This window comes from Heminiphilus faecis (genome assembly GCF_008728965.1).
Lineage (GTDB): Bacteria > Bacteroidota > Bacteroidia > Bacteroidales > Muribaculaceae > Muribaculum > Muribaculum faecis.
The window spans coordinates 80,887-99,362 of sequence record NZ_VSMC01000007.1; the positions used below are offsets into that span (position 1 = coordinate 80,887).

An 18,476-nucleotide genomic window follows, 5' to 3' on the forward strand; every position below is an offset into this window, starting at 1 on the left:
TGTTACTTGATCTTTTCGGGTTGTTTTACTTTCAGGCGTTCGCCGGCATCATTGGCTACAGAGCGGAAGTACTCGTCGGAGTAACCGCCAAACTGCGGATACTCGCACTGTCCCTCGGGAGTGCGTTTGAATACTCCGGGTGATGTCTCTTTCTTTATGTTGCCGTCAAGATACTTGACGAACAGATAGTCGCCGAGCTGCTTGAATTCCCTTGTGGCCCTGTTGGCCCAATAGTCGCTGAACATTGACAGCTCGCGGCGCTGACGGTCTGCCGGCAACGACATGACTTGTGCCTCGGTCTCGGCCACAGCCTGCTCCATGGCGTCCTCAAGCGAGTTTTGCACCCGACGTATGTCGGGTATCATCTGCGAGTAGCGGTTGTAGGCTTGGTTGGCTACATAATTGTGTACCCAGAATGCGGCATCCCACGACAGGGTGAGCATGTCGCCGTTGCCGTGAGCGTAGCAGTAGGGTACTTCGGTCACGCAACAATATATGGGTACATACACGCAAGTGTTGGCATCGTCGACGCCGAACCACAGTATGCCTTTCATGGGTGCGGGCACTTGGTCGCGCAACTGGGCCACGAAGGTGAAGCCGGTCTGCTGGGTGGCTATGGCGCGTTCGTGAGTGTACTCCGTGCCGTCAACGGTGAATGTCATCGGACGCCAGCGGTAAGGCACCTTGAAAGGACCGGCACCTATGTCCTGTGTCATATCGAACGGCGTGTCCTCGAAGTGGTCGCGCATGGCCCACTGCATATCGCGTACAGTGAGAGCGCTGTCGGGCTTGACCCATAGCGGCATCACGGCTTCGGTGTCGCCCTCGTTAATCCACTGCAGATACTTGTCCATGCCCGATGCGTGGCGGTTGAAGAATGACCATACGCGGGCGTCGCATCCGCGCAGTGCCCCGAAGTCGGTCACTGCATAGGCCAGCGAAAAGTCGAAGTCCTTATCCTTGCCCTTGTAGTATCCTTGTTTGCGTGCGAAGTCGATGACGTCGGGCGAGTAAAGAGTCTCGGGGTCATCGAGCGGAAACTTATGGATGCGCGGATGGTTGGCATGGCCCGATATCATGCCGTCGGGTATGCGTCGGGCCACCCATACGGCACCTTTCTCTTTGGAGCCCTTGCCTATAAGCTCCATAATCCATGCTTCCTTGCCGTCGGCTATCGAAAATGACTCGCCTGAGCTTGCGTAGCCGTACTTGTTCACAAGATCGGTCATGACTTTTATGGCTTCGCGGGCGGTTTTGGCTCGCTCCAGCGTTATGTATATGAGAGAACCGTAGTCTATTATGCCTGTGGTGTCGACGAGCTCCTCATGGCCGCCCCAAGTGCTTTCGCTTATGGCCAGCCCGTGTTCGTTCATGTTGCCAACGGTTGCGTAGGTATGGCTTATTTCCGGTATTTCGCCGAGGTATCGGCCGGTATCCCAGTCGCGTACTTCGCGCATTGCGCCGGGAGCATGGTCGGCTGCAGGCTTCGAATACAGCTCTCCGTACAGGTTGTGGGAGTCGGCTGCGTATGTTATCATGACGCTGTTGTCGGCCGTCGCGCCCGGAGTGGCTATGAGACTTGTGCAGGCGATTGCCGCACTTGTGGCCGCGATTGCGGCGATGAATGTGATAAGAGGTCTTTTAAACATATGGGTTTACGTTGCAATGATGTCGTATTACGCAAAGTTAGCTAATTTGGATATTATAACAAAACTTCCGGTCTTTCCGGGCATTTATATGGCCTGCGTTTTTTAGTTTTGCCTATGGCCATCCAGACCGCCGCGGGAGCGTTTGATTAGATGATATCCGGATTTATGCTTTTTAGTCGGGCTATGAATGCGTCGCGGTCTTTAGGCGATATTTCAAGCGGAGCGTAACTCTTCAGGACCGAACGGTCGGTGAAGCTGATCGAGACACGTCTGCTTGACATTGCTGCCGTCGCAAGATAGCCTGTGGTCTTTTTCACACTCTTTATTTTGGAAATGGGCAGTCGTGTAGGCTGGAAAAATTGATATATGACAAGCTCGTCACCGTCGATCTCGTATCGGCAACCGAATAATGCGGCTGCACACAATGCCGTCAGGCCGCCACATATAAAAACGGCGTACCACCATGGCTGGCCTATGGCTGTAATCCACATTAGTAAAGGTACAAAGATTAGACACAGCCATGCCCACCAGTCGATTCTTGAGTAATAAACCGTTTTATTCATGTTTGTATAATTGTGATTGAAAATCAGGCTATTGAAAAAGTGATTAATCGAAAATTCAAGTTTGACTGGCAAAAATATAGACTGGCAGTCACGTCATTATAATCATCAAAGACAAATTTACGGAAAATTCTGTAACGGTCGACGTGTAATGGAATGTTTTTGAATATTAAATGGCTGCGCAGTCCGACAATGTAAACGTAGTGGGCATGAATGCCGAAATCATTGAAACCATGTCGGCTCTACGGTGGTGGGTGCGGGTATTGTTAAGGCCGGGAAAATATTTGGGGTGTATGGATTAAATGGTGTATCTTTGCAGCGTAATTCTAATAATAAACCTTTCATGAAAAAGATAGCTAAATTACTTTGTGTATTTGCTGCACTGGCGCTGGCTATGCCCGCTATGGCGCAGTTCAATCTTAAGAAGGCCATAAACAGTGCCAAGAAAGTAGGTGAGGCTGTGACGCTGACCGATGAGGACATGAACAACTATGTGAAAGAGTACATTACATGGATGGATACCCACAATAAGGTATGCGAGCCTGATCATCCTTATACGCAGCGTCTTAACAAGCTGACCGAAGGCCTGACTTCAGTCAACGGCACTCCGCTTAACTTTAAGGTTTACTGGGTAGTGGACGTGAATGCGTTTGCATGTGCCGACGGTAGTGTGCGTGTGTTTGCCGCGCTGATGGATATCATGAGTGATGAAGAACTTCTCGGTGTCATCGGACATGAGGTAGGCCACGTAGCCAACAAGCACTCCAAGAAGGCGTTCAAGACTGCACTTCTCGCATCGGCTCTGAAAGATGGTGTGGGCGCTACGGGCGGCACCGCCGCAGCTCTTACCGACTCCCAGCTCGGCGACCTCGGTGAGGCTCTCACCAATGCCAAGTTCTCGCAGAAGCAGGAAAACGAGGCTGATGACTATGGCTACGACTTCCTGAAGGACAATGGCAAGAACCCTTGGGCTATGTCGATGTCATTCAAGCGTCTTAAGGCCATTCAGGAGGAGCAGGGCATAGGCAAGACCAGCAAAATCAATCAGCTCTTTTCGTCACACCCCGATCTTGACAAGCGCATACAGCGCATGGAGAAGCGAGCCAAAGATGAAGGCATCACTCCTCCGGCGCAGAAATAAGGTTTGATTCACATGACGGTCAGGAAGTTTGATTTCCTTGTGACTGTTTGAGAAGTATATCGTACAGGAGGTCGCAGTGCTCTTTCAGTTCAGGCTGGAGTACTGCGGCCTCTTCTGCGTCAAGCATCTTGAGGTCGACATAGCGGTCCTCGCCGTTGATGAAGTCAAGGAGAGAGCCGTCGGGTGCTGAACTGTCGAGCTGCAGCGGTTGTAGCCCTTGCGCTTTTCGTCGCGGGTCATAGCGATACAAAGGCCAATAGCCCGACTTGACCGCCTTGCGCTCTTCTACAATGCTGTTGCCCATGCCGGCTCTTATGCCGTGATTTATACACGGACAGTATGCTATGACTATCGACGGGCCGGGATAGGCGTCGGCTTCAACAAAGGCTTTTATTGCCTGCATATAATTGGCCCCGAGCGCTATAGATGCCACATACACGTTGCCGTATGTCATCATCATGCGGCCGAGATCTTTCTTGAACGTGCGCTTGCCGTCGGCCGAATATCTGGCTACGGCTCCCAGAGGCGTGGCTTTTGACGTCTGTCCGCCGGTGTTGGAGTAGCATTCCGTGTCCATGACAAGCAGGTTTATGTCGCGGTCCTGAGCGAGTACGTGGTCAAGCCCGGCGAATCCTATGTCATAGGCCCAGCCGTCGCCGCCGATGGCCCATATGCTCTTTTTGGCAAACATATCGGAAAATTCCCTGATTTCGGCTGCGGAGTTGTCATCAGGCAGCAATTGCAGTATGGCATTTCCGGCTTCAGCCGAAGCTGTCGGATCATTGAATGCGCCAAGCCACTTCTGCATGGCTGCTTTAATTGCGGCGTCAGTTGATTGGTCGGCCACGGCGGCGCGTATGAGTTCGGCAAGACGGTTGCGGCGCTGTGTCACGGCCACTTCCATTCCATAACCGTACTCCGCATTGTCCTCAAAGAGCGAGTTGCCCCATGCGGGACCTTGACCGCGAGTGTTGGTGCAATAGGCATTGCTCGGGAAGTTGGCGCCCCATATGGAGCTGCAACCGGTGGCGTTGGCTATGATCATGCGCTCTCCCATTAGCTGTGTTAACAGTTTCACGTATGGTGTCTCGCCGCAACCGGCACATGCTCCCGAGAATTGTAACAGCGGTTGATAGAACTGCGATCCGTTTATTGTGGCACGCGGCACGACCCCCTCTTTAAGTGCCACATTGTCGAGCGCATACTGCAGAAGAGGTTCCTGTGTGTGCAGGTCTTCTTCAATCGGGACCATGGTTAGGGCATGTCCGGGACATATCACCGCACAGGAGCCACAACCCGTGCAGTCATGAGGAAATACCTGAATGCGGTATCTGTAGCCGTTAAATTTGTCTGACGCGGGCCGGGTGACGAAGCCCTCCGGAGCGTTCTGCGCCTCTTCGGGTGTGAGCAGATAAGGACGTATGGAGGCATGTGCGCATACAAGCGAGCATTCGGTGCACTCCACACATTTTGTAGCGTCCCACCTCGGTATGTTGATGGCAATGGTCCGTTTTTCATAGGCGGTGGTACCCGGCGGTACCGAGCCGTCGGGAGAGAAAGCCGATACAGGCAGCATGTTGCCTTCAAGACGCAGACAGGGACGAGCCACGTTGCGGATAAACGGGGGCAGCGAGGTTTCCGCCGATTGGCCGGTGGTATCATCTGTGGCATTCAGCCATGTCGAGGGGTAGTTAATCTCCGTTATGGCATCGACCACGAGGTCAAGCGCGGCTATGTTACGGTTGACCATTTCGGCTCCTTCGTGCATGTATGTTGCGGTAATCTCGTCGCGTAGCGCTTTCATGGCTTCGCCAAACGGTATAATGCCGGTTAGCTTGAAAAACACCGTCTCCATAATCATGTTTATCTTCACTCCGAGACCGTTTTTGCGCGCTATGGCTATGGCGTCAATGTTGTAAAACCGGGCTTTGCGAGCGGCTATGGCGCGTCGCAGCGAAGCCGGCAGTACGGAGTCCATATCCTCGGCGGTCCATGAGGAGTTGAGCACAAATATGCCCCCGCAGCGCAGATTGCCGACGAGGTCAAACCGCTTGACGTACATGTTCTTGTTACATGATATGTAGTCGGCCGACTCGATTGAGTACTCCGCCTTGACGGGCTGACGGGCTATGCGAAGTTGCGATATTGTATAGCCTCCCGATTTCTTGGCAGAGTAGTTGAAGAATGCCTGCGAGTAAAAACCTTCGGTCTGCCCTATAATCTTGGCCACTTGCTTTGTTGCTCCCACGGTACCGTCCGACCCCATGCCGTAAAATATGCTTTTCAGTACACATCCGTCATCAGGGGTGATGCGGTCGGCTATTTTGAGCGAGCGCTGGGTTACATCGTCGTCTATACCTATGGTAAAGCCGTCAAGCGGACGTGGAGATGCCAGCTCGTCATATATGCGTTTTATCATCGAAGGGTCAAACTCCTTGCTGCTTAGCCCGTAGCGGCCTCCGATAACCTTTATCTGACGGCCTGCGCGTCGCAGCGCCGATGACACGTCAAGGTACATCGGTTCTCCCTCCGATCCCGGCTCTTTGGTTCGGTCAAGCGCGGCTACCGCTTTTGCTGTACCGGGTATGGCTTTTAGTAGAGCTTCGTCGCTGAATGGCCGGAACAGCCTTACCTTCACAAGTCCCGTTTTGTGCTTATATCCGGTCGCGGCAAGATACTTTATGGTCTCTTCGATAACTTCGCAACTTGAGCCCATCGACACAATGACAAGTTCTGCCTCTGGATTGCCTACATAATCCATCAGCCCGTACTTCCGTCCTGTGAGCGAATTTACCCGGTTCATGCAAGACTGGACTATGGCAGGAAATGCGTCATAGTAGCGGTTGGCTGCTTCGCGGTTCTGAAAGTATACGTCGGGGTTCTGTGCCGAGCCTCGCAGCACGGGATGCTCGGGGTTGAGTCCCCGGGCTCTGAAGGCTTTCACCTTATCCATGACAACAAGTTTTTTCAGGTCATCGTAACTCGCCATCTCTATCGTCGAAGTTTCGTTTGATGTACGCCATCCGTCAAAGAAGTGCACTACGGGTAGCGAACCTTCTATCGCCGCCAAGTGGGCCACGATAGCCATGTCGTGCGCTTCCTGAACGGAGTTCGATCCGAGAAAAGCGAAACCTGTGGTGCGGCAAGCCATTATGTCCTGATGGTCGCCGAATATGCTCAGTGCATGGGCTGCCACCGAACGGCATCCTACGTGGAACACCCCCGGCAGTAACTCGCCGGCGATTTTGAACATGTTGGGTATCATCAGCAGCAGACCTTGTGAAGCGGTAAACGTTGTTGCCAGAGCTCCGGCGGCGAGGGCGCCGTGTGTGGCCCCTGCGGCTCCGAGTTCCGACTCGAGCTCCTTTACCTCCATAGTTGTCCCGAAAATATTTTTAACTCCCGCTATGCGCCAGCGGTCGGCTATGTCGCCCATCTCGGCGATTGGGCTTATGGGGTATATCGTGGCTACGTCGCTGAATGCATAGGCTACATATGCCGCTGCGGTGGATCCGTCGATGATTTTTTTTATTGCTGCCATGGTGTAAGTTGTAGTTTGATTTTATTTTGAATCAAACGCGAGGCCATAGATTGACCCCGCGTCTGTCGTAGAATAATTATAGTATTAGAGCGAAATTCCGGGTATCGGTCCTACACACAGTTCCGTAATCCATATCCATAGCGGGCAGAAAACCATGAAGAGTATCACCGATATGGCAAGCGACGAGGTGCCGGTAGCGACATATGAGTTGTACTCGTCGGCGATGATGATGCCGGAGAATGCCGGAGGAAGCGCGCCGGCTACGACAAGCATGGCGAGGTTTTCAGGCGACATCTTGAAGATAAGGCCTACGATGAGCAGAAGGGCAGGCATCACTATCAACTTTAGGATGACACCGAGTATGCCCTGCCAGTTGATGTTTATCTTTACCGATGACAGTGTTATACCGGCGGCAAATACAGCCATTGAAGCGTTGGCCCCCTTGATAAGGTCAAATGACGGGCTTGCCCATTTCGGCCAAGGCAAACCTACAAGTACCCATATTACGGCAAGTATAGGCGCCCATGCCACAGGCTGTTCAAGAGCATGTATTACCGGCTTCCAAGGATTGGGCTTTTTGCCGCCATTCTTGGCAAGGGCTTTTTCGTTACCTGCATTTAGCAGTGACAGACCTACCGGAATACCTACGGCGTTTACCACGATACCTACTATGGCTACCACGAGAGCTACGTAAGCGTTGGTGCCGAAAATCGGTTCCAGTACGGCAAAACCGAGGAATCCGATGGTAGGTGAACCGTTGATAAGGGCCATGACAGCGGCGTCGGCCTGAGTCACTCCGCTTTTTCTGAAGCCGTATTTATAGATATAGTACACGAGCATGAAGCAGAACATGATCACTACAAGCGATATGATCGACAGCTTTATGTCGGCTACGAGCATTGAGCGGTCTGCGTCGGCTATTGACACAAACAGGGCTGCCGGCAACGCGAAGTCAAGCACGACTTTGTTGAATGCCTTACCGTCGGTGGCGCTGAACGCACCCTTTTTCCCTGCGATATATCCGGCGAGCATCACCACGATAATAGGGACTATGGCATATAATATGATATGTGACATAATAAAGTGAATTAAATGTTAGGATATGTGTATTTACGGGCTATACGTCGTGTTATACGTTGACGGGGAAGAGTGTGGCCGGATTCAGATATCCTATATGTCCGCTCTCTTTGCCGGAGTCGGCGGCGAGTTGCACGTCGATGAGGCACGTCTTTTTAGACGCTATGGCCTCGGTCAGAGCTTTTTCAAGTTCATCGGGGGTGGTCACATAGTAGGCCTGGGCGCCAAAGGCGTCGCCGAGTTTGTCGTAACGTGCATTGACATTAAGAGTGGTCGGCGCCGGATCACCGTCTTTGCCGAGGTTCTGGCCGATACCGTTATATATGCCTCCGTTGTTAAAGATGACTACAGTGACGGGAAGTTTGAAGCGGCATGCGGTGCTGAAGTCCATGCCGCTGAAGCCGAATGCGCTGTCGCCCTCTATGGCTACAACCGACTTGCTGGTGGCTACGGCAGCTCCTACGGCCGAACCCATGCCCATGCCCATGATAGCCCATGTCGCGCAGTCTATGCGGTGGCGGGGCAGCATCATGTCGATGGCGTTGCGGGTGTCGTCGAGGGTGTTGGCTCCTTCGTTGACTAGGATTACGTCTGGATTCTGTGCCATGACTTTTCTTACGGCACTGAGGGCGCTCCAGTGTGTCATAGGCACGGTTTGTGCTACGAAACGCTGCATGAATTTCTCATTTTTCAGCTTGCTCTGTGACTGTATGTACGGTACCCATTCAGGGTCCATCGACAGTTTGTATGAAGGTAGGGCGGCGAGCATGGCGTCGATCGACGACTCAAGGTCGCCTACTACGGGAGCTGCTATCTGCCGGTTGATGTCGATTTCTTCGGGATCTATGTCGAGCTGTATGAATTTACCTGCGGGATTCCATTTTCCGTGGCCGCGTGACAGTAGCCAGTTGAGGCGTGCTCCGACAAGCACCACTACGTCGGACTGTTCCATGAATGCGCTGCGCATGGAGTTGGCACTCAGAGGATGGTTGTCGGGAAGAAGGCCTTTGGCCATTGACATCTGATAGAACGGTATGCCGGTACTCTCCACAAACTTTTTGATTTTGTCGTCGATCTGAGCGTAAGCGGCACCTTTGCCAAGAAGTATGACCGGCTTCTTGGCCGATGCGAGGAGCTGCATGGCGCGGGCTACGGAAGTCTGCGACGGTATCATCGGCGGACATGTGTCTACCGGAGTGTATAGGGTGGCTTCGGCGGCTGCACGGTCCATGACTGCACCCAGACACGGGGTGGTTATGTCAAGGTATACACCGCCGGGACGTCCCGATACGGCTGCCCGGTAAGCTCTTACAACGCCGGTCATTATGTCCTCCGGACGGTTTATACGGTAAGCGGCCTTGACAAGCGGTTTGGCTATGTTGAGCTGGTCGAGACCTTCGTAAGTACCTTGCATAAGGTCGATGGGCGGCCGTTCGCTTGAACCGGATATCTGTATCATAGGATAACAGTTTACGGTAGCGTTGGTGGTGGCGGTAAGGCCGTTTAGAAAACCGAGCGACGATACAGTGAGCAGTACGCCCGGAGTTTTTGTCAGAAAGCCGTGGGTGGCCGCTGCCATGCCCGCCTGCTGTTCGTGGCGGAAGCCGAGAAATCTTATGCCCTCGCCCTGTGCGATGTAGGCAAATTCGGTTACCGGTATGCCTACAAGACCGTACATCGTATCGATGCCGACTTTTTTCAGCGCTTGTGTAAGTATCCACATGCCCGTTACCTGATTGGCGGTTGACGGGTCGGTATGGGGTATTGAAGCTAATGGATCGGGTGTCATAGTTGAACTACGTTAAATCATTAATAATGTTGACTTTGAAAAAATCCATAGTGGTGCGCCGTTGCCGGCGTGCACCACTATGGTGGCATATATCGAGTCCCTGCAAGGCGTATTATTTGGCCGGTTCTGCGGGCTTGGGCATAGGTGCCGTGGTGCCGTTTGCTTTGAATTGTGCAAGCTGTTCGGCTGTATATCCGAGTGTCGACAGGACTTCGTCAGTATTTCCGCCGAGCTCCGGACACGGGCCGTAGGTCGGCTGGTAGTTGGATATGGTGAACGGTACTCCTACAGTCACAAATTCTCCGATTTTACCGCCTTGGTTGATGCGTACAAGGGTATTGCCGTCGTATAGTGACTCGTCTGTCATGATCTCTTTTGTCGACAATACCGGTCCTACGGGCACGCCTGCTTTCGACAAGAGTTCCGTAACCTCGTATTTGGTCTTGTTGATGGTGAACGTCTCGACACGTTTGTAGATTTCCTGTTTGTGCTTGTCGCGGGCGTCGGCCGTGTTGAAGTCGGGATTTGTAAGCCAGTCTTCAAAGCCGAGAGCTTTGGCGGCGAGTTCAAACTGCTTGGCGCCGCGCTGAAGTATGACATATACATAGGCGTTGGGGTCGGTCTCCCAGCCTTTGCATTTATAAGTCCAGCCGAGCACACCGCTGCCCTCTTGGTTGCCGCTTCGTGGAACGAAGTCGCCGAATTTTTCGTTTGGATACTGCGGGAACTGAGTGAGGTAGCCTAAGCGGTCAAGAGTAAGCTGGTCGCGGGTTTTGATACGGCACAGATTAAGACATGCGTTGTGCATTGACTGGTAGACAAAGCTGCCTTCGCCGGTCTTCTCACGCTGAAGCAGGGCGGCGAGAATGCCTATGGTGAGGTGCATGCCGGTATTGGAGTCGCCCAGAGCGGCTCCCGACTGAGTTGGCACGTTGTCAGGGCCTTCCCACCATCCTGTGGTTGAGGCGGCTCCAGCTGTCACTTGTGCTATGGGTTCGTAGGCCTTGAGGTCTTTGTATTTTGACGATAAGGGGAAGCCTTTGATGGTACCGTATACGCACTTCGGGTTAAGGGCGTGCACGGCTTCCCAGCTGAAACCGAGTTTGTCCATTGCTCCCGGATGAAGGTTTTCGATAAAAACGTCGGCACTCTTAATAAGCTTGGTAAGTATTTCCTTTCCGTCAGGAGTCTTGGCATCCAAGGCAAGTGATTTTTTATCGGAGTTGAGCTGCAGGAAGTAATAACTCGGTTCGTCAGGGTCAAACTGGATTTCACTACGTGTGGCGTCACCAACTCCGGGACGTTCTATCTTTATTACTTCGGCGCCGAGCCATGCGAGCAATTGTGTGCATGAGGGACCCGACTGCACTTCTGTGAAGTCGATCACCTTGATTCCTTGTAGAGGAGCTGTGTTCATAAACTTGAATTTTAGTGTGTAATAGAAAATGTTTATTTTAGAATATTAACACGGTAATAGCCAAAAGGTTTTGTTAAATAAGATTTAGGCAGCGAATGTGTTAATTTAAGGAGGCGTGTACGCAGAGTAAACGGCACTCTCCGTTTGATTCCGTTTTTTATATGGGTCCTTATTATTTTTATTGATGGATTATCATTATGATGTTATGGATAAGTACTAATGCTTTTTTGTAATTTGTTATGAGGTTTGTGCTGTCATAATGTTAAAAATAAGATTTTTTTTGATGAATTTTGCAATCTTAAATACTTTTTAGTTATCTTTGCCACAATTATTGCGCGGAGGCGCGGTTTTGTCTCGTATTTATGCGGGGCTTGTAATGGAGGATAATTAATGTCTGTCCTCTGTTTTATTGACAAAATTATCTCTTTCAGTAATACTGCAATAATCTTCTGGGGGGGGGTAATTTCCTGCTAATCAGGTGGTTACATGAAACCCCATTTTAGAACTAAATAAATTATTGTAGTATGAAGAAAGTATTTTTGTTACTTTTCGCACTCTTGACTGTAGTGACGGCATCGGCCCAGATGCGCACAGTTAAAGGTCAGGTTGTGTACGCCGGCGACGGCGAACCCCTCGCGGGAGCTACTATCCTTCCCGTTGGAGGCAGCGTTATGGGCACCGCTACCGATGTTGACGGTCACTTTACTATTAGTGTCGACCGTTCAGTCTCAAAAATCAAAGTATCCTATGTGGGAATGAGCACTCAGGAGGTCGATATAACCGACGCTCCCATGCTCATAAAGCTTCACAATTCCGAAAACAATCTTGACGAAGTGATGGTCGTGGCTTACGGTACGGCCAAGAAGTCGGCTTACACCGGTTCGGCATCGGTGGTCAATGCAGCCGAAATTCAGGATCGTCTTGTGACCGACGTCACCAAAGTTCTTGCAGGTACGGTGGCCGGTGTGCAGCTGCAGAGTACTACCGGTCAACCCGGTAGCGAGCCTACGGTGCGCATACGTGGTGTCGGCTCTATCAACGCTTCCACAAGCCCGCTCTATGTTGTGGACGGTATACCTTATGACGGCGGCATGCGCTCAATCAACCCGCAGGACGTTGAGTCGATAACCGTACTTAAGGATGCCGCTTCGGCCGCTCTTTACGGTGCGCGCGGTGCCAACGGTGTCATCCTCGTTACTACCAAGAAAGGTCGCGCAGGTGAGGCCAAGATAACTTTTGACGCCCGTTGGGGTGCCAATTCCCGAATGATCCCCAACTACGACGTCATCACTGATCCTGACGAGTATGTGCTCGACTTCTATAACTCACGTCGCAACTATGTGCTCTCGATGGGTTATGACGAAGACTTCGCTCACAACTGGTCGGTAAACGGCATTAACGCCGGCCCCGGCACAAGCAACATCTTCGGCTATCAGATGTATACCATCCCCGAAGGTGAGAGCCTCATACTCCCTGACGGCACAATGAACCCCAACGCCACTCTCGGATATAAGGACGCCACCAACTACTTCATACCCGATGACTGGCAGAAAGGTACCTATCATGACGGTTTCCGTCAGGAGTACAACCTTAGCGTATCGGGCGGTACCGATCGTTTCAACTACATGGTATCGGCGTCATATCTTACTGACGAAGGTATAATAAAGGAGTCTAATTATGACCGTCTGGCCACTCGCGCCACTGCCGAGTATCAGGCCAAGAAGTGGCTCAAAATCGGTACTAATCTTTCGTACACCTACGAGGCTATGAACAGCCCTCAGTCGCAGCAGTCTACCGGACAGTCAGGCAATGCCTCGTACGTGGCCAACTTCATCGCTCCCATCTATCCTATGTTTATACGTGACGTGGACGGCAATATCGTGTGCGACCCCATCACCGGCAACAAGCTGTATGACTTCGGTATGCGCGGTACAGGCACTGTGCTTCCCGGAAGTGACACCAAGTGGCGCTACTCACGTTCGTTCCTCGCCGGAGGTAATCCTACCGGTACTCTCATCTATGACAAGTCGGAGTATCTTTATGACGTGTTCAACGGCAAGTGGTTTGCACAACTCACGCCCATCGACGGTCTTACACTTACCGGTACCGCCGGTTACTATCTGCGTAACCGCCGATTCAACTATCTTGCCAACAGCAAGTACGGACAGCTCGCCAACTACGGCGGTCAGATACAACAACTCTCTACCCGTACAAGCTCGATCAACCTTCAGGGTCTTGCCAACTACCGCAAGACATTTGCCGAAGTTCATGACGTAGACATTCTCGTAGGTTATGAAAGCTATGAGCTTCAAGTCGACGAAATGGGAGGCGAGGGTATGAACATATTCAACAACAATAACCATACGCTCTCCAACATCATTGACGAAAAAGATGTATACGGCAGTCAGGACAATTATGCCACACGCGGTATATTCGGACGTGTCAACTACAGCTATGACGGTCGCTACTACGGCAGTGTAAGCTATCGTCGTGACGCTTCGTCACGTTTCCACCCGAGTCATCGTTGGGGTAACTTCTGGTCCGTATCGGCCGCTTGGGACATCTCCAAAGAGAAGTTCATGGAGGATTTCGTGAATGTCGACATGCTTAAGTTCAAGGCCTCTTTCGGTCAGCAAGGTAACGACGGCATAGGCAACGACTATGCTTACATCAACCAGTACAATCAGGCAGGTGCCGACGGTGTGTGGTCGGTAGGTACTCTTTATTATAAAGGTAACCCCGATCTTACATGGGAGACCTCCAACTCGTTCAATACCGGTTTTGACTTCAGTTTCTGGCAGGGCAAGCTCTCCGGTACACTCGAGTACTTCCTCCGTCAGACCTCAGACATGCTTTACTATCGCCCTACCGGTCCGTCGCTCGGTTTCTCTTCGATGCCTATGAACGTAGGTTCGATGCGTAACAGCGGTCTTGAACTGGAGCTCATCTATCGTCCGATTGAGACCCGCCATATCACTTGGGACGTTAACTTCAACCTCACTTACGTACGCAACAAGGTCATCAAGCTCGCTCCCGAGCTTAACGGTACATGGATCAGCGGCTCTCGCATATATGAAGAGGGCAAGTCCATGTATCAGCTCTATCTTGTTAAGTATGCGGGGGTTGATCCCGAGAACGGCGACGCTCTGTATTGGGCAATGAAGTCTGACGGCACCGAAGAGGCTACCTCCGACTACAACCTCGCTTACTCCGGCAACGCGGCCCGCGGTTATGTGGCCAACCGTCAGTCGACAGGCAACATCCTGCCTCCTGTATACGGTGGTTTCGGTACTTCGCTGAGCGCTTACGGCGTTGACTTCTCGATCCAGTGCGGCTATCAGCTCGGCGGTAAGATCATGGACTATGACTATCAGCTGTTGATGCACGGCGCCAACTCATCTGACAAGGGTACTGCCATGCACGTGGACTCACGCAATGCTTGGACTCCCGAGAACCCCAATACCGACGTTCCCCGTCTTGACTGGGGCGCCCAGTATACAAACCGTACAAGCGACCGCTGGCTTGAGAAGTCAGATTATTTCTCAATCAACAACATTACCCTCGGATACACTTTGCCGGCAGCCTTCACGCAGAAGTTCGGTATCGAAGCCGTGCGCGTTTACGGGGCAGCCGACAATGTGGCTCTCTGGTCGGCCCGCAAGGGTCTTGATCCCCGTCAGAGTTACGTGCAGAGTGCCGCCGGCTACTATGCTTCGCTCCGCACTGTATCGGGTGGTATAAAGGTGACTTTCTGATAAATAATATTGTAAAATCACACAACAAGATTAAATGATGAATAAATTCAGTAAAATATTATATACGGCCCTTGCCGGTGTTATGATGGCCGGCTGTAACGACCTCGACACGGAGCCGATGGGCGGTATAATCACTGACGATCAGCGTCAGGATGTGATAGAGAACATGCCCGAGAAACTCAAGGATGCGGTAACCGCTATCTTTGCCAACTTCTACGCTACCGAGGGTGCTTATGATGATATGCTCGACTTCGGTTATCCTACAATAATGATAACTCTTGATTCGCGCAGTCAGGACTTCATCACTACCGAACCGGGCGCTTACGGATGGTTTGAGGCGCCGGTGAAGTTTCAGGACAATACCGCTACGAGCCCTTCCTCCCGTATTATCTGGGGTATTATGTACAACACCATCTTCTCTGCCAACGAGGTGCTCGGCATGATTGATGCCGATACCGACAATGAGACATATAAGTTTTATATCGGTCAGGCCCATGCCGCACGTGCTTATGCTTATTGGGTACTCGCTCAGGTATATCAGTTCAATTACGTAGGTAATGAAGATGCACCTTGCGTGCCTATCATCACCGATAAGAATGCTGAGGAGGCTCTCATAAACGGAGCCAAGCGTTCGTCGGTAGGGGACGTATACACCCAGATGATCAATGATCTCAATCGTGCCGAAGAACTAATGGACGGTAACTCGCACGCTCTCCGTGACGACAACCGATATATCGATCTTGATGTTGTGAAGGCTATCCGCGCAAGAGTATACCTATGCATGCAGAAGTACGACAAGGCTGCCGATGATGCTTACGACGTGCTTATGTCGGGTAGTTTCTATCCGTTGTCGGTCGATGAAGCGGGTGTGCCGGGCTTCAACGTACTTGACACTCACAACTGGATATGGGGTATACCCGTATCGGAGGTTGATGCCCGCGGTCTTTATACATTTACCGGATTCATGGGCTCTTATTCTTACGGATATGCATACGCCGGTATGTGGCAGACCATAAACAGCGGTTTCTTTGACGAAATACCCGATGAAGACGTTCGCAAGAGCTGGTGGATCAGCACTGACCGCTACTCTAACGCATACAACTACAGCGCCATGTACGGACCCTATACCGCCGCACAATATCTTGACGGAATGGGTGCTCCCGACTATGCCGTTACCAAATTCGCTCCCTATAAGGATGTACTTGAGCAGACTCTCGGTGCCTGCGACGTACCTCTGATACGTATCGAGGAGATGCAGCTTATCTTGGCCGAGTCTCTTGCCATGGGCTCAAGCCCGGGCGACGGTAAGGATATGCTTGAGTCGTTTGTCAACCGTTATCGTTGGCTTGATGCCGAGAACCCCTATGTATGTCCCGCCACTACTCCCGAAGGCATACGCGATGAGATCTGGCGTCAGCGCCGTATCGAACTTTGGGGCGAAGGCATGGCTTATTTTGACTGCATGCGCCTGAACAAGGGCATCGACCGCAGCAATGCCGAAAACTGCGGCGACGAGTTCAAGTTCAAAATTCCCGCAGGCGAAGCTGTGTTGCTCTATCAGATTCCTAATGCGGAGATCGAGGGTAACCCCGCGCTGACTACGGCCGATCAGAATCCCACAGGTTCAGCACAGCCCTTCCTCGTACAATAACGAAAAAACGGGAACAAGTTTCCCGTCATGTTACTTAAGAAGTAACGATTTTACTACAAAAATTGACCTAATGACAGGGCGCGCCGTGAGGCGTGCCCTGTCTGTTATATAATAATAGTATAATTTAAAAATTTCGCTAATTTTGACAAATTTAAGAGTTATGTGTTATAATTATTGAGTAACTTAGCAACTTAATTTTTCAAAGGATGATGAAACGACGTAATTCACTGTTGGGCCGAGGGGTTGTTATGGCTTTTGTAGGAGCACTCGCGTTAAGCGCTATTGCGGCTACACGCAGCAACAAGGCCGAGATTACACGCAATCTCGATATATTTAATGCCCTTTATAAAGAGTTGCAGACCAACTATGTGGACTCTATCGATGCCGAGAAGTCGATCAATACTGCCATTGCGGCTATGCTCAACGACATCGACCCTTATACCGAATACTTTCCTGCAAGCGCTCAGGAAGACCTTACGATGATGACTTCCGGCGAATATGCCGGCATAGGGTCGCTTATTGTGGAGAAGCCCGGTCAAGGAGTGTTTATATCAGAGCCATATTTCGGCACGCCATCACAGGAGGCCGGACTGAAAGCGGGTGACCTCATCATGATGATTGACAACGACACCGTGACCTCTTGGCACAGCGCTCAGGTGAGCGAGCGGTTGAAAGGTCAGGCGGGCACGCCGCTTAAAGTGACGGTAAAGCGTCCTTATGTGCAGGACTCCATAATTACCTTTGACCTTGTGCGTCGCAAGATACAGATGCCTGCCGTGCCATATTACGGAGTGGTTAAGGATAATGTCGGATATATATATCTTACGTCGTTTACCGACAAGGCGGCCAATGACGTGCGCAATGCGCTTATAGAACTGAAAAAGGACCCCCGCGTGAAGTCTATTGTACTCGATCTTCGCGGCAACCGTGGCGGTCTGCTTGAGGCGGCTGTAAAGATAGTGGGCCTTTTTGTCCCCAAAAATACCGAAGTGTTGCGTACCCGTGGTAAAGGGCTTCTTAATGAGAAGGTATACAAGACCACATCGGCACCTATTGATACGAAGATACCGCTGGCGGTATTCATAGACGGCGCTTCCGCGTCAAGTTCCGAGATTACGGCCGGCGCGCTTCAGGATCTTGACCGTGCCGTCATTATCGGAAGCCGTTCATTCGGAAAGGGGCTTGTTCAGTCGACCCGCCAGTTGCCTTACGACGGCATGCTTAAAGTGACCATAGCCAAATACTACATACCGAGCGGCCGACTTATACAGGCTATCGACTACAGTCACCGCAATCCCGACGGATCTGTGGCACGCATTCCCGACTCGCTTACCAGTGTGTTCAAGACAGTGCACGGCCGTGAGGTGCGCGACGGCGGCGGTATCACTCCCGATGTGCCCATCGATTACGGCGAGGTGAACCGCCTTACCTACAATATAGTCAGTGACAACTGGGCGTTTGATTACGCTACGAAGTTTGCAGCTGAACATCCTGTGATAGTTCCTGCAGCGGAGTTTGACATAACCGACTCGATATTCACCGACTTCAAGTCATTCATAAATCCCGACAAGTTTAATTACGACAAGGCATGCGAGCAGATGGTGACGGCGCTCAAGAAGACCGCCGAGGTCGAGGGCTATATGAACGACTCGGTAAAAAAAGAGCTTGATGTCATAGAAAAACTGCTCAAGCATAATCTCGGTCATGACCTTGATAATAACCGTGACGATATCGTGGATATTCTTGCCGGAGAGATAATAAAGCGTTACTATTATCAGGAAGGACAGGTGATACAGACCCTCAAGCGTGACGCGGCTCTCGATTCGGCGGCTGTGATACTTAACGACAAAGTACGATATACATCAATCCTGTCACCCCGAAAAAAGTCTTGACGCA

At 51.5% G+C, this 18,476-nt stretch carries 10 protein-coding genes; 4 read left to right on the plus strand and 6 right to left on the minus strand.

Annotated elements, in window-relative coordinates:
- Nucleotides 1-2 precede the first annotated feature (2 nt).
- Together FW767_RS04520 and FW767_RS04525 are read right to left on the minus strand one after the other, a co-directional pair.
- Nucleotides 3-1,649 (minus strand): dipeptidase, encoded by a 1,647-nt coding sequence (locus FW767_RS04520; RefSeq protein WP_121698682.1) that lies wholly within the window; start codon nucleotides 1,647-1,649, stop codon nucleotides 3-5.
- Nucleotides 1,650-1,795: 146 nt separating this feature from the next.
- Nucleotides 1,796-2,212, minus strand: coding sequence for a PH domain-containing protein (locus FW767_RS04525; protein ID WP_121698683.1), 417 nt, complete (start codon nucleotides 2,210-2,212; stop codon nucleotides 1,796-1,798).
- 340 nt (nucleotides 2,213-2,552) lie between these two features.
- Between FW767_RS04525 and FW767_RS04530 the strand changes: the two genes are divergently transcribed.
- Nucleotides 2,553-3,350: a M48 family metallopeptidase gene (locus FW767_RS04530; RefSeq protein ID WP_121698687.1), complete on the plus strand. Its 798-nt coding sequence runs from the start codon at nucleotides 2,553-2,555 to the stop codon at nucleotides 3,348-3,350.
- Nucleotides 3,351-3,369: 19 nt separating this feature from the next.
- Here the strand turns inward: FW767_RS04530 and nifJ are convergent, their stop codons facing one another.
- The 4 genes from nifJ to frc form a co-directional block, all read right to left on the minus strand.
- Nucleotides 3,370-6,891, minus strand: coding sequence for a pyruvate:ferredoxin (flavodoxin) oxidoreductase (gene nifJ / locus FW767_RS04535; RefSeq protein WP_121698688.1), 3,522 nt, complete (start codon nucleotides 6,889-6,891; stop codon nucleotides 3,370-3,372).
- Nucleotides 6,892-6,975: 84 nt separating this feature from the next.
- Nucleotides 6,976-7,968: an AEC family transporter gene (locus FW767_RS04540; protein ID WP_205523809.1), complete on the minus strand. Its 993-nt coding sequence runs from the start codon at nucleotides 7,966-7,968 to the stop codon at nucleotides 6,976-6,978.
- A gap of 52 nt (nucleotides 7,969-8,020) precedes the next feature.
- Nucleotides 8,021-9,757 (minus strand): oxalyl-CoA decarboxylase, encoded by a 1,737-nt coding sequence (gene oxc / locus FW767_RS04545; RefSeq protein ID WP_121698690.1) that lies wholly within the window; start codon nucleotides 9,755-9,757, stop codon nucleotides 8,021-8,023.
- Nucleotides 9,758-9,869: 112 nt separating this feature from the next.
- On the minus strand, nucleotides 9,870-11,174 hold the full coding sequence (frc, locus tag FW767_RS04550) for a formyl-CoA transferase (RefSeq protein WP_121698691.1): 1,305 nt from the start codon (nucleotides 11,172-11,174) through the stop codon (nucleotides 9,870-9,872).
- Nucleotides 11,175-11,698: 524 nt separating this feature from the next.
- On the opposite strand from frc, the gene FW767_RS04555 reads away from it, so the two are divergent.
- The 3 genes from FW767_RS04555 (at nucleotide 11,699) to FW767_RS04565 (ending at nucleotide 18,472) form a co-directional block, all read left to right on the plus strand.
- Nucleotides 11,699-14,929, plus strand: coding sequence for a SusC/RagA family TonB-linked outer membrane protein (locus tag FW767_RS04555; RefSeq protein ID WP_121698692.1), 3,231 nt, complete (start codon nucleotides 11,699-11,701; stop codon nucleotides 14,927-14,929).
- Between the two features lie 34 nt (nucleotides 14,930-14,963).
- Nucleotides 14,964-16,580, plus strand: coding sequence for a RagB/SusD family nutrient uptake outer membrane protein (locus tag FW767_RS04560; protein WP_121698693.1), 1,617 nt, complete (start codon nucleotides 14,964-14,966; stop codon nucleotides 16,578-16,580).
- Nucleotides 16,581-16,786: 206 nt separating this feature from the next.
- Nucleotides 16,787-18,472 (plus strand): S41 family peptidase, encoded by a 1,686-nt coding sequence (locus FW767_RS04565; RefSeq protein ID WP_121698694.1) that lies wholly within the window; start codon nucleotides 16,787-16,789, stop codon nucleotides 18,470-18,472.
- Nucleotides 18,473-18,476 lie beyond the last annotated feature (4 nt).

What these genes read in the sequence shown, in the direction of transcription:
- FW767_RS04520 (WP_121698682.1), bottom strand. Translation starts at nt 1,649, where the DNA reads ATGTTTAAAAGACCTCTTATCACATTCATCGCCGCAATCGCGGCCACA.
- FW767_RS04525 (WP_121698683.1), bottom strand. Translation starts at nt 2,212, where the DNA reads ATGAATAAAACGGTTTATTACTCAAGAATCGACTGGTGGGCATGGCTG.
- FW767_RS04530 (WP_121698687.1), top strand. Translation starts at nt 2,553, where the DNA reads ATGAAAAAGATAGCTAAATTACTTTGTGTATTTGCTGCACTGGCGCTG.
- nifJ (WP_121698688.1), bottom strand. Translation starts at nt 6,891, where the DNA reads ATGGCAGCAATAAAAAAAATCATCGACGGATCCACCGCAGCGGCATAT.
- FW767_RS04540 (WP_205523809.1), bottom strand. Translation starts at nt 7,968, where the DNA reads ATGTCACATATCATATTATATGCCATAGTCCCTATTATCGTGGTGATG.
- oxc (WP_121698690.1), bottom strand. Translation starts at nt 9,757, where the DNA reads ATGACACCCGATCCATTAGCTTCAATACCCCATACCGACCCGTCAACC.
- frc (WP_121698691.1), bottom strand. Translation starts at nt 11,174, where the DNA reads ATGAACACAGCTCCTCTACAAGGAATCAAGGTGATCGACTTCACAGAA.
- FW767_RS04555 (WP_121698692.1), top strand. Translation starts at nt 11,699, where the DNA reads ATGAAGAAAGTATTTTTGTTACTTTTCGCACTCTTGACTGTAGTGACG.
- FW767_RS04560 (WP_121698693.1), top strand. Translation starts at nt 14,964, where the DNA reads ATGATGAATAAATTCAGTAAAATATTATATACGGCCCTTGCCGGTGTT.
- FW767_RS04565 (WP_121698694.1), top strand. Translation starts at nt 16,787, where the DNA reads ATGATGAAACGACGTAATTCACTGTTGGGCCGAGGGGTTGTTATGGCT.